Source organism: Bacteroides sp. AM16-24 (genome assembly GCF_003471885.1).
In the GTDB taxonomy this organism is placed as follows: domain Bacteria; phylum Bacteroidota; class Bacteroidia; order Bacteroidales; family Bacteroidaceae; genus Bacteroides.
Genome location: NZ_QRKI01000015.1, coordinates 21,338 through 38,121, shown reverse-complemented (window position 1 = coordinate 38,121; position 16,784 = coordinate 21,338). Strand labels below are relative to the sequence as shown.

The window sequence follows — 16,784 nt, the reverse complement described above, 5'->3', positions numbered from 1 at the left end:
AACGGTAAAGCAATACTAAAATGGGAAGGAAAATCATCATTTATTTGTTTCTGTTATGCTTTGTCAGAACAAATTACGCATACTCACAGGCGCAATATTTTGTGTCTCCCAATGGAAAAGATACAGGAAAAGGAGACATCGATTCTCCCTTTCTAAGTATAGAAAAAGCGAAGCAAGAGTCACGCAAGCAAAATGGAATTACAACCATTTACCTGCGTGAAGGTGTATATCGGTTAGAACAACCACTCGTTTTAACTTCCGAAGATGGAAATGGAGAAAAGCAACTTACGATTTGTGCATATCCTGAAGAAAAAGTAATTATTACAAGCGGAGTAACTCTTCATCCCAACTGGGAACATTATAAGAAAAATATCATGAAATCCTCTGTTAAGGAATCGGCGATAATGGATCAGCTATTTGTCAATGGCAGCTATCGTCCAATGGCCCGATACCCCAATTTTGACTCTACTGCAGTCAGGTTTAACGGTACCTCAGCTCAAGCCACTTCCACTGAAAGGATAAAGAAGTGGAAGGCTCCCAAGGGGGGATATCTGCATGTCATGCATGCATCAGACTGGGGAGATATTCATTATCAAATTGTTGGAAAGAACAAGAATAACACACTGCAACTGGAAGGAGGCTGGCAGAACAACCGTCCCTCTGCCGGACATGTACAGAATCGAATGGTAGAAAATATATTTGAAGAACTGGATGCGCCGGGAGAATGGTATTATGACAAAGAAAATAGAATACTCTATTATTATCCCATGCCTGATGAGAATATGGAAGAGATTACATTAGAAACGCCCCAACTGAAGCATCTGATTGAATTGAGAGGCTGTAAGGAAAGACCGGTACAGAATATTACTATAAAAGATATTGAGTTTACTCAAACCACCCGAACTTTTATGGAGCCTTATGAGACCTTGTTGCGCTCGGACTGGGCTATATATCGGGGAGGTAGCATTCTATTGGAGGGCAGTGAAAACTGCAGAATACAAGATTGTAATTTTTATAATTTGGGAGGTAACGCAATACTCTTCTCTAATTATAACTACCAATCTTCTGTCACTGGTTGTCATTTGTCTCAAATAGGTGCCAGCGGGATTTGTTTCGTAGGTGATCCTGAAGCCGTGCGTTCTCCTTCATTCAGATATGAAGAATCCGTGGCTATACCACAGATTGACCGTATCACCGGTTCTAAAACAGAGAATTATCCAACAGAATGTTTAGTCTATGACAATTTGATTCATCATATAGGGCTTTACGAAAAACAAGTTGCCGGAGTTCAGTTATCAATGTGCAGCTCCATCACTATCAGTCACAACAGCATCTACCATACCCCACGTGCAGGTATCAATATAAGCGAAGGTACTTGGGGAGGGCATATTATCGAGTATAATGATGTTTTCAACACTGTAAGAGAAACGGGCGATCACGGTTCGCTCAACTCCTGGGGAAGAGACCGCTTTTGGAGAAGCAATCGTTCCCAAATGGACAGCTTGGTTACAGCAGAGCCCGATATCATCCTCCTTGACGCTAAAAAAGAAAATATAATACGATACAACCGATTCAGATGTGACCGTGGTTGGGATATTGACCTGGATGATGGTTCCAGTAATTATCACATCTACAATAATCTTTGCTTAAGTGGAGGGATAAAGTTAAGAGAAGGCTTTTATCGAGTTGTAGAAAATAATATAATAGTGAATAATACATTCCATCCACATGTATGGTTTAAAAACAGTGGTGATGTATTTGTCAGAAATCTGATAATGCGTCCTTATCGTCCTATCAGAGTTTCTGATTGGGGAGCAGAGACAGATTACAATTTATTTACTGACAGCCTGTCATATCAGGAGGCAATTAAAAATCATACAGACAAGCATTCTGTTGTTTATCCCGTGACATTCAAAAACGCCCTCATTGGCGATTTCAGTATTGTGGAGATATCAAAGATAACTCCTTTATGTGGTTTCAAGAACCTTGAGATGGATAAGTTCGGAGTGGTTTCTCCTAATTTAAAACAACTGGCTAAACACCCCCAAATGCCCCTCCCGACTATTTATGCACATAAAGCTAAAAGCATAGTCACTAAAAACTGGTCAGGATTGTCTTTAAAAGAACTGGATTCGGAAGAAGAACGTTCCGCTACCGGAATGGATTCTAAGCGAGGCGTATATGTCATTGCTGTTGATGCATTGGAAAGTCCATTACGTGACTTTATACAACCTAATGACGTGATTCTTTCATTGGCAGGAAACGATATTCACACATTGGCGGATATGATAAAACACACAAAACAGGCTGATTTTACCAAAGTAGTGGAAATTATCATTTTCCGAGATCAAAAGGAGAAACAGATATTAATCCCTGCAAACGTGGTTTATCAATCAGAAGATTAAGTAGTATAGTAATAATCATTTTATAATTCAATTTTTAGTATGAAAATAAACAGATCAATTATAGCCGCCCTATTATTGGGGCTCGTCAGTTGTCAAAAGAAAACAGATATGAATCAGGAATCATGGGTAAAAGAAACTTTAGATGTTGCTTCCTATCAATTGGAATTGACGGCAAATGAGCTTGCTGACTCTGCAAAGCTCCCCAGATCTGTATGGGCGGGATACGACATCGACTTTCTTACCAGCCAGTTGGAACGAAGTCCCGATTCATTCCAAAAAGCTCTTTTACCTAATCCATCTGTTGAAATAACTGGTAAAAGGCATCTGACCGATATCTATGATTGGACCAGCGGTTTTTTCCCCGGGAGCCTATGGTACGCCTATGAGATGACAAAAAATGAAAAGTTAAAAGAACAAGCTATCCAATATACTAACTTGCTGAACCCGATAAGAAGTTTCAAAGATACGCATGATTTAGGTTTCATGATCAATTGCAGTTTCGGCAATGCTCTCCGCCTGGCTCCCAATGACAGCATTAAAAGCATAATTGTGGAAACAGCAGATAATCTCTGCGCACGTTTCAATCCGGAAATTGGCTGTATCCGCTCGTGGGACTTCGGACACTGGAATTTTCCGGTTATCATTGATAACATGATGAACTTGGATTTATTGTTTAATGCAACCCGGCTGACCGGAGACAGCACTTATTACAGAGTGGCTGTTAAACATGCTCAAACCACCATGAAACATCATTTCCGTCCGGATTACACCTCTTATCATGTCATCAGCTACAACAATGACGGCACAGTGGAAAGTAAAGGTACTTATCAAGGTAAAAACGATGGTTCTGCTTGGTCGCGCGGACAGGCTTGGGCAGTATATGGCTACACTTCATGTTATTGCGAAACAAAAGATACTGCTTTCCTTCAAGAAGCTACAAACATAGCGGATATGATTATGAAAAGAGTAACTACCGACGACTGCATTCCATATTGGGACTATGACGCACCGGCAGGTAAAAGCACTCCGAGAGATGCCTCGGCAGCAGCCATCACAGCCTCAGCATTACTTGAGCTCAGCACCTTAGCTCCGGAAGGAAAGAAATATTTCGACTATGCCGAAACCATTCTGAAAAATCTTTCCAGTGATAAATATTTGGCTATGAAAGGCAGCAACCAAGGATTTGTACTGATGCACTCCACCGGTTCACTTCCTCATGGCTCGGAAATAGATGTGCCTCTGAACTATGCAGACTACTATTATCTGGAAGCTTTACAGAGATATAGGAATCTAACGAAGTAATCAGATTGTTTGACAGGGTAAATCCGTTACTGATGTATGATATGGAAGTAACGGATTTTTTATTTATAAAAGATAATCCTGATATTTCAGTCAAACATACTTTATAAAAACGAGTCATAATATCACAGAATATCATTTTATAATCTGCCTCAATCTGTGATATATATCGTACCTTTGCCGCACAATCATTAAATTGAAAACACAATGGAAAAAGAATCATTCGATTATTCAAGAGTTCCCCATAACTTTGGTCTGTGCGCAACGGCAGATTGCCCTCATGCCGACACTTGCCTACGCCGGATTGCATACACTCATACACCGGCAAGTGTTACTTTTCCGCCTACACTGAATCCGAAAACGATTGAAGCCAGGACAGGGAAGTGCGAATATTACCGTTCCAACCAGAAAGTGCACTATGCCAAAGGTTTTGTCCGCACCACGGAAGCACTGGCTGTCAGTGCATCAGGAACATTCCGCTACGGGCTGATAGGCACGTGGGGAATCAGAAAATATTATCAGAAACGGAAAGGAGAAACCTTGTTGTCGCCTTCCGAACAACAAAAAGTGATGGCACTGGCCAAGAAGTTGGGTTTGCAACAGGAAGAGTATTTCGATAGCTATGTAGAAGAATATAGCTGGTAACAAGGTTTCCGCTATCTACCATACAACGGACGACCAGTCATATCTTACAAACAAACAGCCGTGCCCCGGCAGGTGAATGAATTTCACCTTACGTGGACACGGCTGCTTTCATTTCATGGTAACAACCTTCACCCCACACGGTAACTTCATTTACACGCCGAGGTAAAGGTCGTTACATACCGAAGTAAAAGCCGTTACAATAAGCGGTAAAAGTCGTTACATACTACGGTAAATGCTTTTACATTATCAGAAAAACATTTGGTAAATGCAATACATTGAGAATCAACACAAATACTAAAAACAAACAATTTATAATTCTCATCAACCAAACGCAAAATCATACCCCGGTCAAGGCTTTATTCTTTAAAGAACAGTTTCTTCCGCAACACATTCGTGCCATCACTGACCACCACAATATAGAACCCGCCTTGCATGCCGGATAATTGCAGGGAATTAGTATTCACTTGCTGTGATAATATGCGTCGTCCCGACAAATCAATGATTTCAACTTGATTGTCTACATCGCTCTTCAATCCACTCCAAGCCAACCGACCGTCATAATAATAAATCTCTCCGGCTGATTCGGCAACCTCCGGTGATATACTTGTAGGGGTATCATCCACCAGTGCCGCATAGAGCTCGTGGATAGACCAATATCCGCCCTTCGTCCCGGTCTGGATAATTTTGAAATGTGTTGCTGTCTCTTCCGGGAAACCGATAATCAGGACGGAAGTACCGTTTTTCCCTTCGGCTACAAGTTTCCAGTCAGCGTTAGCGCCATTCTTCACATACAGTTCGTAACCGGCAGGACCGTCACCGGGACTTTTTGAAGAATCCAGAATTATTCTGTTCAGCTTATTGGCTGCATTCATATTCACAGTAACCATCTGACCGGCTTTTTGTGATTGTCCTGTGTCCCATCGGGTAGATACATTATTGTCAATGGCATTACGGGCATTCCCATTGTTCACATTGGCGGTGATACTCCACTTAGTACGGCTCAACAAGGCATCGGTAGCCTCAAAAACGGGGGTAAGCGTGAGATTGCAATCCCATTCACCCATCAACTTAATCCTCCACGATTCTACGTCGAGGACACTGGCACCGACAAATGCCTGCTTCTCATGACTTGAATTAGCAATACTGGCGTCAGACTTCATATTTACTACTGCATTGTGCATCCTGGCCTTTCCGGTTGATTTAGGCAAATAGAAATGATAAACGTTACCAGTAGTTGAAAAATTGGCCAGATTCAATACCAAGTTCCCATTATTAATAACAGTCGAATGTTTGGGTCCTCCCCAAAGGTCTATGCCATAAAACTCAGCATTTCCTGTAAATGTTTCACCCAAAGTAATGTAACGGGTATCAGGAAAAGCAGTACTCTTTGCTTCAAGGGCAACTAACTGCGTATTCACCAGCGGAAAACCTGCACTGCCCAGCGCATTGAACATGGCAGAATTCATCGAACCGTCTATACCAAGCCCAAGTGCCTTTCCAGAAGCAGCCCTGCCTGCACCGGACTTATCGAACACAATCCCCTCGTATCCTCCGTAATGGAAATCATTGTAAAGAATCTCATCCGTACAGTCTTCCACCGTAATAAAACGAAGTTCCTTCATATTCTGATCGTATGCCTTGCCATTATCAGCATCGGCATTATTAGACCAAGATCCAAATTTTGTTTCAGCACCACAAGCATAGACAATGGTATTGAACTGCATGTTATTAACCATACCGCCTTGCGAACCTCCGCCTATACGAATCACATTCTTGAAAGCATGTCCTGCCAGATAGTCCACATAGTGGTTATCGCACTTGTTATTGAACAAATCCAGTCCGTTCCAAGCTGCACGTATGCCGACGTTGACAATATAGATATCTTTCCCCTTCCCCTGAATGGTGTACGGATACTGTGCCATCGCAGGCAACATGGAAGAGAGTTGTTCAGGATAATTAATGGATATTCCACGAACACCACTACCGGCTTCAAGTTTCAAGAATGATTCTCCAGAAGGCTGTCCTTTACCGGCATATACCTCAAAAATGGTTCCGTGCCCACGGGGAATACTCCCGAAATCGGCTGCACCACGTAGTTCTACTCCGGTAGGCACAGTAAGAGTCCCGAGCATCTTATACCGCCCGCCGGGAAGATAGACAATACCACCCCCATCAGCTTTGGCTTTATCCAGGGCACTTTGTATAGCTGCAGTAGCATCCTTCGCACTGTTAAGGCCATTGCGGATCGCATTTTGGATACTCTGCGTATTCGTAGAAGAATTGAAAGGCACAACGAAAGGTTCAATACCGAAATCGAGGACATTATAAAGCACCACACGGGCAGGTTTTGTTTCAGGCACACGCAAGTCAGGAAATTCCGGCAGCTTGCTCCTCTCTGTCAGAGCTGTGTGATCTATATGACATTCAAACAGCGAATTGTTTTGAACATCTGCTTTCTTTGCGAAGCGGTTACCCTTAAGAATGCAACGTGCATCCGAACCTATGAAAACTTGCGGAGTAGTATTATTGAAGTCACAATCCGAAGCGACAAAATCACCTGACATACTATTCACCGCTCCCCCTTTTACAGTACATTGCTCCATCATCAAGCGAGAAGAAGAACCGGATTCCATAAGTACAGCATTCTCACGAGCGGATATTTCACATCCGTAAAGCTGAACAGGTCCGTCGGCAGAAGATACAACGATACCATTTTCACAATTCTCCATCTCTACGCGAGTAAACATAATGCCGGAGGAAGAACTACCATCAACATGAATACCAGTCTGGCAGTCTTTCAGATGAAAGCTGTAATTATGACCGTTCGGATTGCCGTCACCGGACATGCTATTTCCGGTCTTAAAACCACAATTATATCCTTCGACATCGACGAAACAGGTGTAAGACCAGTCATTACGACGCATTGTTATACCTACCCCATTTTGATAGATCCAATCTGTGAAAGCGGAACCTGCTTTCGGTGCCCCTTCAAGCCCTGAACCTGCCCAATAATCAGGAGAAAAGTATATCTGCTCAAAACGACCGACGTCAGCTATGTTATCAATCTCAATACCACGGCTCAGTGGGGTTCCATATACATCATAGATATTAGGGCAACCGCCACCGTTCTTTCTGGAAAGGATAATGCCGCTATAAGAATTTACCAATGTTACATGACGGACATTACAATATTCATTACCCCACACACCATCACGGCCATAAAGCACTGTCGGCGGATAGGGCTTTATATGATCCGGATCCTGATGTGGGTACCAAATGGAAAGATAGGTCAAGGCAGTGGAAGGCTCCATGGTGATGAAAGATTTCGACTCAAGTTCATCTCCCCCGGCATTGTCTACCATCAGAATGGTTCCCTGTATGGCTACTCCTTTGGTCGGCCGTTTCCATTCGCCACGCAGCGTCACACCTGTAGGAATATAAAGTTTCCCGGTAATACGGTAACGGCCGGCAGGAGCAAAAAGCACACCGCCACGCCTGTTCTCACCTAGTTTATTAAGTGCTGTTTGGAAAATACTCCACGAGTCTTTCACTCCGGTAGGATCTGCTCCAAAGTCAGCTACAACGTCATACGTTGCCACACCGATGTCATCCGCCGGATATTCATCCGACACAATCAGTTTCCAGTTACCAGGCTTATCACTCGATTGTGCCTGCACACTTACAGCTAATAAAGCTGAGATAAAAAGAAGTAATAATTTTTTCATGCTACATCAATTATTAGATTACGGATATCAAAGAAATGATGTCGCAAATATCCACCGGAGTGATTAAAGAAAAGATTAATATGACATTAAAAATCAACTAATTTTATCTCTATATACTTAAAATGCGAGAGGCAGGATATTAATACAATACCCTGCCCCTCTAAAATTATATGAATAAAGATTTATTCTTCGTCCATCAAGATTTCCAGAATCTGACAAGCAGCTTTGGCAACCGGAGTTCCGGGACCAAAGATAGCAGCCACACCGGCTTTATACAAGAAATCATAGTCCTGTGCAGGAATCACTCCACCTGCAATTACGATGATATCCTCACGGCCCAGCTTCTTCAGTTCGTCAATGATCTGCGGAACCAACGTCTTGTGTCCGGCAGCCAATGAAGATACGCCCACTACATGAACGTCGTTTTCAACAGCTTCGCGGGCGGCTTCGGCAGGAGTCTGGAACAACGGTCCCATATCCACGTCGAAACCACAGTCGGCATATCCGGTCGCAACTACTTTAGCGCCACGGTCGTGACCGTCCTGACCCATTTTGGCAACCATAATACGGGGCTGACGTCCCTCTTTCTTCGCAAACTTCTCGGCCAATTCGCAAGCACGCTTGAAGTCGCTGTCATTCTTACTTTCTGATGAATACACGCCTGATATAGTTCTGATTACTGCTTTATAACGTCCTACAATCTTTTCGCAAGCATATGAGATTTCTCCCAATGTAGCGCGAACACGGGCAGCTTCTACTGCCAGTTCCAGTAAATTGCCTTCCTTGGTTTCCACGCATTTGGTAATAGCTTCCAATGCTTTCTGTACTTCAGCCTCGTTTCTTCCTTCTTTCAAGCGTTTCAGGTTTTCAATCTGTTCCAGACGAACAGCCGTATTGTCGATTTCGAGGATATCAATCGGAGCTTCTTTCTCCAGACGATATTTATTCACACCAACGATAGTCTGAGAACCGGAGTCGATACGAGCCTGTGTACGCGCAGCAGCTTCTTCGATACGCATCTTAGGAATACCGGTTTCGATAGCCTTTGCCATACCACCCAGTTTTTCTACTTCCTGAATAAGCTCCCAAGCCTTGTGAGCCAGTTCGTTTGTCAGAGACTCTACATAATAAGAACCTCCCCATGGGTCAACGTTCTTACAGATATAAGTTTCTTCCTGGATATAAATCTGAGTATTACGGGCAATACGGGCAGAGAAGTCTGTCGGCAATGCGATAGCCTCATCAAGAGCATTGGTATGCAGAGACTGGGTATGTCCCAAAGCTGCAGCCATAGCCTCGATACAAGTACGGCCTACATTATTGAACGGATCTTGTTCAGTCAACGACCAACCGGAAGTCTGGGAGTGCGTACGCAAAGCCAGTGATTTCGGATTCTTCGGATTGAACTGTTTCACGATCTTTGCCCAAAGCATACGAGCCGCACGCATCTTGGCAATTTCCATAAAGTGATTGGTACCGATAGCCCAGAAGAAAGACAAACGCGGAGCAAAAGCATCGATATCTATGCCTGCGGCAACACCGGCACGAAGGTATTCAAGACCGTCGGCCAACGTATAAGCCAACTCAATATCTGCCGTAGCTCCCGCTTCCTGCATGTGGTAACCGGAGATAGAGATAGAGTTGAACTTCGGCATCTTCTGAGAAGTATATTCGAAAATATCGGATATGATCTTCATGGAGAATGCAGGCGGATAAATATAAGTATTACGCACCATGAATTCTTTCAGGATGTCATTCTGGATAGTACCTGCCATTTCTTCCAATTTAGCACCTTGTTCCAGACCGGCATTGATATAGAATGCCAGAATTGGAAGAACAGCACCATTCATAGTCATGGACACAGACATCTTGTTCAAAGGAATACCATCGAAAAGAACCTTCATATTCTCCAGTGAGCAGATAGATACACCGGCCTTGCCCACATCACCTACCACACGTTCATGGTCAGGGTCGTAGCCGCGATGTGTAGCCAAGTCGAAGGCTACAGACAAACCTTTCTGTCCGGAAGCCAGATTACGACGGTAGAATGCATTTGATTCTTCAGCTGTAGAGAATCCGGCATACTGACGGATTGTCCAAGGGCGTAGTGTGTACATCACTGAGTACGGACCGCGCAGATAAGGAGGCAGACCGGCAGCATAGCCCAAATGTTCCATGCCTTCCAGGTCTTCTTTTGTATAAACAGGCTTCACTTCAATGTGTTCCGGCGTTTTCCAATCAGCATGGATGCCGTTAGCCTTTTGCCACTCAGCACCGTTAGCGGGCTTGAATGCGGCATATATATCTAAGTTTTTAAAATCTTTTCTCATCTTACTTCAAAAGTTTAGCGTTGTATTCCTTTAATGTTTCCAGTACGTTGACACGAACATGGATGAAGTTCTCGATACCGGCAGCTTTCAGCTCGTCCATATTAGCAGGAGCACCGGCTACGATAAACATAGCACGACCATTCAGAGCCTTGAAAGCCGGAACAGCGTATTCTGCATATTCATCATCACTGGAACAAAGTACCACGATATCAGCCTTAGCAGCCATCGCAGCTTCCACACCAGCTTCTACAGTCGGGAAGCCCAGGTTATCAACAACCTCATATCCGGCACAAGCCAGGAAGTTACAAGAGTACTGAGCACGTGCCTGACGCATAGCCAGATTACCGATAGTCAGCATAAAGGCTTTCGGACGCTTGCCTGAAGCTTCTGTTTCGAGGCGTAATGCTTCGAATTCACTGGCAGCACGGTCAAAGTTGAGTGTAGCCACATCTTTTTCACAAGTATCATGACCACCACAGCAGCAAGTAGCTTCCAATGGTTTCTTCTCGCCTGCCTTCTCATTAAAGTTCGGGAACTGATTCGTACCCAGCAACACTTCGCGACGTTGAGCAACAGCTTTATGACGAGCCTTGTTACTTTCGTTCACAGCTGCCTGCACCGTACCTGCTTTTACAGCAGCATAAAAGCCACCTTCCTCTTCAACAGCCAGGAAAAGTTCCCAAGCTTGTTTAGCAATGGATACAGTCAGATTTTCAATATAGTAAGAACCGGCAGCAGGGTCAATCACTTTATCGAAGTGAGACTCTTCTTTCAGCAACAATTGCTGGTTGCGTGCCATACGTTCCGAAAATTCATTCGGAGCATCGTAAGTCTTATCGAATGGAGTTACTGTCATTGAATCCACACCTGCCAGTGCAGCACTCATAGCCTCTGTCTGCGTACGCAACAGGTTTACATGAGCATCAAATAAAGTAAGGTTGAACGTAGAAGTCTCAGCATGTATGTGCATTTTGGCAGCACATTGAGCATCGGCATCATAAGAAGCTACGATGTTTGCCCACAACATACGGGCAGCACGGAACTTAGCAATCTCAAGGAAGTAATTAGAGCTGATACCAAAGTTGAATTTAATCTTCTTGGCAACAAGAGCAGCAGGAACTCCTGCTTCTGTCAGTTGATTCATATATTCATTACCCCAAGCAAGAGCATAGCCCAGTTCCTGGGAAATGTATGCTCCGGCATTGTTCAGCGTCAAAGCTGTCACATTCAGTACACGGTATTTCGGCAGAGCAGTAGTTGCTTCAATCAGAGCTTTGGCGGTTTGCACCATATCACCCTTTTCTTTGCCTTTTGCCAGCATCTTGTCGAAGAAATCATAACCAATGGAACCCTGCAACTTCGCCAAGTCGTAACCTTTCTTCTGGAAGTAAGCCACCAAAAGCTCTGCAAGTGCTACCACGTGTCCCTGACAAGTATAGAAGTTCAGTTCTACACACTCAGCGCAGATTCCCTCAAGCAAAGTCTCGATGTATTCGGCATTGAGTTCTTTTGCCTTTACACGGAAAGCCAGTGAATCGATACCTTTATTCAGGATGTCCAGTGCTTTCGCATTGGCTTCCTTAGGGCATTCCACTTTAATTTCCTGGCGAACAAGCCACTCGTTGTTGTCTTTCTTGGTACCTCTGAGATAAGGGAATTCACCGGGAAGTGCATTCGTCGTTTTCAATTCTTCGAGGTCTTCCATGCGGTAGAAAGGTTTTACCTTGAATCCTTCGTTTGTTTTCCAAACGAGTTTCTTCTCAAAATCAGCGCCTTTCAGGTCAGCTGTTACTTTCTCCATCCACTGTTCGGTGGTGGTGGGAGCAAAGTCCGAGAAGAGTTTTTCTTTACTGTCTGCCATAGTTTATTTTATAATTAATAAAGATAATAAGTAATCTCTTCATTTACCTATTTGTCTAGAATAGGATTCGCAAATATACTCAATAACTTAATAATACAAGGTCTTTTAAGTAAAATTCGCATGGAGAAATGACATTCTGCAAGTATGATTTTCGTATGTATATACATGATTGCAAAGTACACTTTACATTTTAGAGTATAAACTAATATCCTTGCATACTACCCAATTAGCCTCTGACACCTTTACCTATATTCCAAAAGAAAAACTCCAGCAAACCCTTTGCCACCTCCCTTTTAATGCCTACCTTTGCGCGGAAATTCAATAAGCTAATAAAAAAGATAAACAAAAGTAACTATGGATTGGTTAGAGAGTTTGTTATGGGACCCTGCCTCCGTCGCCCATATTGTATGCTTGTATGCATTCGTAATATCTGTCGGCGTGCTTTTGGGTAAGATTAAAATTTTCGGGATATCACTGGGTGTCACATTTGTGCTTTTCACTGGTATTCTGATGGGACATTTCGGTTTTACGGGTGAGACACACATTTTGCACTTTATCCGCGAATTCGGGTTAATTTTATTTGTATTCTGTATCGGTCTGCAAGTAGGACCGTCATTCTTTTCTTCTTTTAAAAAAGGTGGAATGACCCTGAACATGCTTGCAGTAGGCATTGTGGTACTGAATATAGCAGTAGCTCTGGGTATTTATTTCATCGACGGGGGAATCGATCTTCCCATGATGGTAGGTATCCTATATGGTGCTGTCACCAATACTCCGGGTTTGGGTGCCGCACAGGAAGCCTTGAATCAGTTAAGCTACACAGGTGACCCTATCGCACTAGGATATGCTTGCGCTTACCCTCTTGGTGTTGTCGGCATCATCGGTTCTATCATTGCCGTCCGCTACATCTGCCGGGTGAACCTGAAAAAAGAAGAAGATGAACTGGCCGTTCAGACTTCTGATATGAAACATATGCCCCATATGTTACATCTGGAAGTCCGCAACGAATCTATCGATGGAAAAAAGCTCATCCAGATCAAGGAGTTTATGGGACGTCCTTTTGTATGCTCACGCATCCGTCACGAGGGACACGTCAGCATCCCTAACCAAGACACTGAATTCCATATTGGCGACCAGGTATTTATTGTATGTTCCGAAGAAGACGCTGAAGCAGTAACCGCTTTCATCGGTAAAGAAATTCAGGTGGACTGGGAAAAACAAGACATGCCGATGGTTTCACGCCGTATATTGGTGACAAAATCCGAAATCAATGGTAAAAAATTAGGTAGCCTCCATTTCCGTAGTATGTACGGAGTAAACGTAACCCGTATCAACCGTTCCGGTATGGACTTGTTTGCTGATCCGAACCTGATACTACAGGTAGGTGACCGTGTAATGGTCGTTGGCCAGCAAGATGCCGTAGAGCGTGTTGCAGGAGTACTGGGTAATCAACTGAAACGTCTGGATACGCCTAATATTGTGACTATCTTCGTGGGTATCTTCCTGGGTATCTTGCTGGGTAGTCTTCCTATCGCTTTTCCGGGCATACCCACTCCAGTCAAACTCGGTCTGGCAGGTGGTCCGCTGGTAGTAGCTATTCTCATCGGTCGCTTCGGTCATAAGCTGAAACTGGTGACTTATACAACTATGAGTGCCAACCTGATGCTGCGTGAAATCGGTATCGTACTCTTCCTTGCCAGCGTAGGTATCGAAGCCGGCGCCCACTTTGTAGAAACAGTGGTAGAAGGCTCCGGTTTGCTGTATGTAGGCTATGGTTTCCTGATCACTGTTATTCCTTTGCTGATTATCGGTATGATTGCCCGCTTCTACTGCAAAGTAAATTACTTCACCCTGATGGGATTAATTGCCGGTAGTAACACAGACCCTCCTGCATTAGCTTATGCTAACCAGGCATCCGGCAATGATGCTCCGGCAGTAGGTTACTCTACTGTTTATCCACTTACAATGTTCCTGCGTATTCTGGCAGGCCAGATGATATTGCTGACAATGATGTAATGTCAGATGATATAAAAGAAAAGAGAGATTACGCAATTGTAGTCTCTCTTTTTTTTTGTTCTGTTTTTCCCCTTCATATTACCAAAACCGTATTTTCTCCGTACTTGCTCCATGTCTATACACTTAGACTTGGTATGGAGTTGGTACGGGCTTGATACGGAGAAGGTATGGTCCGGGTTAGAAATTGTTCTGTTTCACTTTATTTTAAGTTTCACAAAATCTTCTATAAAATCGATAGTCTTTTCAATCCCCAGCACGGAAGAATCAATGCACAGATGATAGGTTGCCGCAGCTCCCCACGTCTTATAGCTATAATAGTTATAATATTCCGAACGTTTTTTATCAGCCTTATTCATCATATTTTCTGCTTCTTCTTCTGAAACATGATGTGAAGCGCACAGACGGGCAACGCGTGCTTCATGCGAAGCGGAAATAAAGATATTGGCACAACGAGGATGATCACGCAGTATATAATCAGCACAACGACCTACAAAAAGGCAGGATTTCTCTGCTGCCAACTGACGGATTACATCGCTCTGCACCTTGAAAAGTGCATCGTTACTGAGGCAATTCTGGGTTGGTAAAGCACCATCTCCCACAAAAGGGAAACGCATGCCAAAGAGTCCGCCGATAATCCCTTGCGAAGCACGCTCATCGGCTTTCTCAAAGAACTCACGGCATAGACCGCTCTCCTTGGAAGCCAGAGTTATTAACTCCTTGTCATAGAAATCAATACCCAAACGGGCTGCCAACTTCTCCCCTATCTCCTTTCCGCCACTTCCCAATTGGCGACCGATGTTCACAACGAATTTCTTATTCATAGCTTCAATCTAAATATTGGTTTACTAATAGCAAAAGTAAGGATTTATAGGAAAGAAACAAAAAAATAATCTATACTAATTTTCCGGTTATAACTAACTTTACCACGAACCGCATGTTTTTCACACTATCCTTCGCCTCTTTTAAATTTACGGAACTGGCTAACCAACATCACCATTGCCACCAAACTGGCAAGCAAATCGGAAACCGGCATACTATACCAAACACCGGCCGCACCGAAGAAATGGGGAAGAATTATCAGTGCCGGAAGCAAGAAAAGCATCTGGCGGGTAAGAGACAAGAAGATAGCCTTGCTCGCCATCCCGATACTCTGGAAGAAATTCGACGTCACCATCTGGAAACCGATTATCGGAAAGAACATCACTACAATACGTAGTCCACGTGCCGAAATAGCTATCAATTCTTCGTCAGAAGTAAATATGGAAACCACCAGATCGGGTATAATCATCCCCATCAGGAAACCTGATGTGGTGACAAGCGTAGCAAAAATTATAGTCAGTTTCAGCACCCGGGAAACACGTGCATATTGCTGCGCACCAAAGTTATATCCGGCAATAGGCTGCATGCCCTGATTCAATCCCATCACGATCATTACAAATATAAATACCAGGCGGTTGACAATACCGAATGCACCGATAGACAAGTCTCCACCATAGCGCTTCAACCCTTGATTAATAACAATTACAATAAAACATGCTGCCAGATTCATCAGGAAAGGAGACATACCGATAGCAAGCGAATCCATCACAATCTTACGGCGCAGGCGGAATATACCGCGATGGAAATGTAGCAGTTCGTCTTTGTTACTGAATATCTTGAATTGCCACAACAGTGAAATAACCTGTGCTATGATGGTGGCAATAGCAGCTCCACGAATCCCCCAGTCGAAACCGTAAATAAACAAAGGGTCAAGTATCGTATTGATGACTACTGTAGCGATAGTGGCGTACATTGCCTTTTGCGGATGTCCGGAAGAGCGTAGAACAGCATTTAAGCCAAGATAAAGATGAGTGACAACATTGCCCAGCAAAATAATCTGCATATATTCGCGGGCGTACTTCACTGTTTCGTCACTACCCCCAAAGAAGTAAAGGATGGGATCGAGGAATATCATCGTAACAACCGTAAATGCCAATCCCAGCACGATATTTAGCACCAGTACATTACCCAAGATACGTTGGGCTGTATCGTAATCTTTTTGTCCCAGTTTAACCGAAACCAATGTGGAAGCTCCAACTCCTACCAACGAGCCAAACGCAGCAGCAAGATTCATCAGAGGAAAAGTTAGCGCCAATCCCGAAATAGCCATTGTGCCTACTCCGTGACCGATAAAAATGCTATCCACCATATTATATAAAGAAGATGCCGTCATAGCGATAATTGCCGGTACGGCATATTGCATCAGTAGCTTTCCAATCTGTTCTGTTCCCAACGCTGTGGGTGCCTTTTGTCCTGTCATAATACCTATTCCTCTATTTTAGGGTGCAAAGGTACTGATTTTCCCATAAGCAAACAAGAAAAGGAGAACAAAGAGATTATCGCTACTTCAAAGAGAAATTCATTCACTCCACTGAGAATGTACACGTTGACTTTAAACTTTTCCTAATTCTCCCCTTCTTCATGCCATTATATGAAAAATGTTTCGTATTTTTGCTCCCAAATT

At 43.5% G+C, this 16,784-nt stretch carries 9 protein-coding genes; 4 read left to right on the top strand and 5 right to left on the bottom strand.

The genetic code is table 11. The features are described from left to right. The first annotated feature begins 20 nt into the window (after positions 1-20). From DW182_RS16370 to DW182_RS16360, 3 genes are all read left to right on the top strand, one after another. Complete coding sequence (locus tag DW182_RS16370; protein ID WP_118296200.1) at positions 21-2,405, top strand: PDZ domain-containing protein; 2,385 nt, start codon at positions 21-23, stop codon at positions 2,403-2,405. A 39-nt stretch (positions 2,406-2,444) separates the two neighbouring features. After that, positions 2,445-3,707: a DUF4995 domain-containing protein gene (locus DW182_RS16365; protein ID WP_118296199.1), complete on the top strand. Its 1,263-nt coding sequence runs from the start codon at positions 2,445-2,447 to the stop codon at positions 3,705-3,707. 204 nt (positions 3,708-3,911) lie between these two features. Further along, positions 3,912-4,349 carry a DUF6078 family protein gene (locus tag DW182_RS16360; RefSeq protein ID WP_118296198.1) on the top strand — a complete coding sequence of 146 codons (438 nt, stop codon included), beginning with the start codon at positions 3,912-3,914 and terminating at the stop codon, positions 4,347-4,349. Between the two features lie 356 nt (positions 4,350-4,705). Here DW182_RS16360 and DW182_RS16355 read toward each other — a convergent pair whose 3' ends face one another. The 3 genes from DW182_RS16355 to mutA all read right to left on the bottom strand — a co-directional run bounded on the left by DW182_RS16355 (position 4,706) and on the right by mutA (position 12,265). Beyond that, positions 4,706-8,074 carry a glycosyl hydrolase family 28-related protein gene (locus DW182_RS16355; protein WP_118296197.1) on the bottom strand — a complete coding sequence of 1,123 codons (3,369 nt, stop codon included), beginning with the start codon at positions 8,072-8,074 and terminating at the stop codon, positions 4,706-4,708. 182 nt (positions 8,075-8,256) lie between these two features. Further along, positions 8,257-10,404, bottom strand: a complete 2,148-nt coding sequence (gene scpA, locus DW182_RS16350; protein ID WP_007659955.1) for a methylmalonyl-CoA mutase — start codon at positions 10,402-10,404, stop codon at positions 8,257-8,259. Position 10,405: 1 nt separating this feature from the next. Beyond that, entirely contained in the window at positions 10,406-12,265 is a 1,860-nt protein-coding gene (gene mutA / locus DW182_RS16345) for a methylmalonyl-CoA mutase small subunit (protein ID WP_021967550.1), read from the bottom strand. A 354-nt stretch (positions 12,266-12,619) separates the two neighbouring features. On the opposite strand from mutA, the gene DW182_RS16340 reads away from it, so the two are divergent. Then, positions 12,620-14,281, top strand: coding sequence for a putative transporter (locus tag DW182_RS16340; RefSeq protein ID WP_021967551.1), 1,662 nt, complete (start codon positions 12,620-12,622; stop codon positions 14,279-14,281). A gap of 194 nt (positions 14,282-14,475) precedes the next feature. Here DW182_RS16340 and DW182_RS16335 read toward each other — a convergent pair whose 3' ends face one another. Next, the gene (locus DW182_RS16335) at positions 14,476-15,102 is read right to left on the bottom strand and encodes an AAA family ATPase (protein WP_007659959.1); all 627 of its coding nucleotides are present in this window, start codon (positions 15,100-15,102) and stop codon (positions 14,476-14,478) included. Positions 15,103-15,227: 125 nt separating this feature from the next. Beyond that, a complete protein-coding gene (locus DW182_RS16330) occupies positions 15,228-16,580 on the bottom strand; it encodes an MATE family efflux transporter (RefSeq protein WP_118296196.1) in 1,353 nt (450 codons plus the stop codon). Positions 16,581-16,784: the final 204 nt, after the last annotated feature.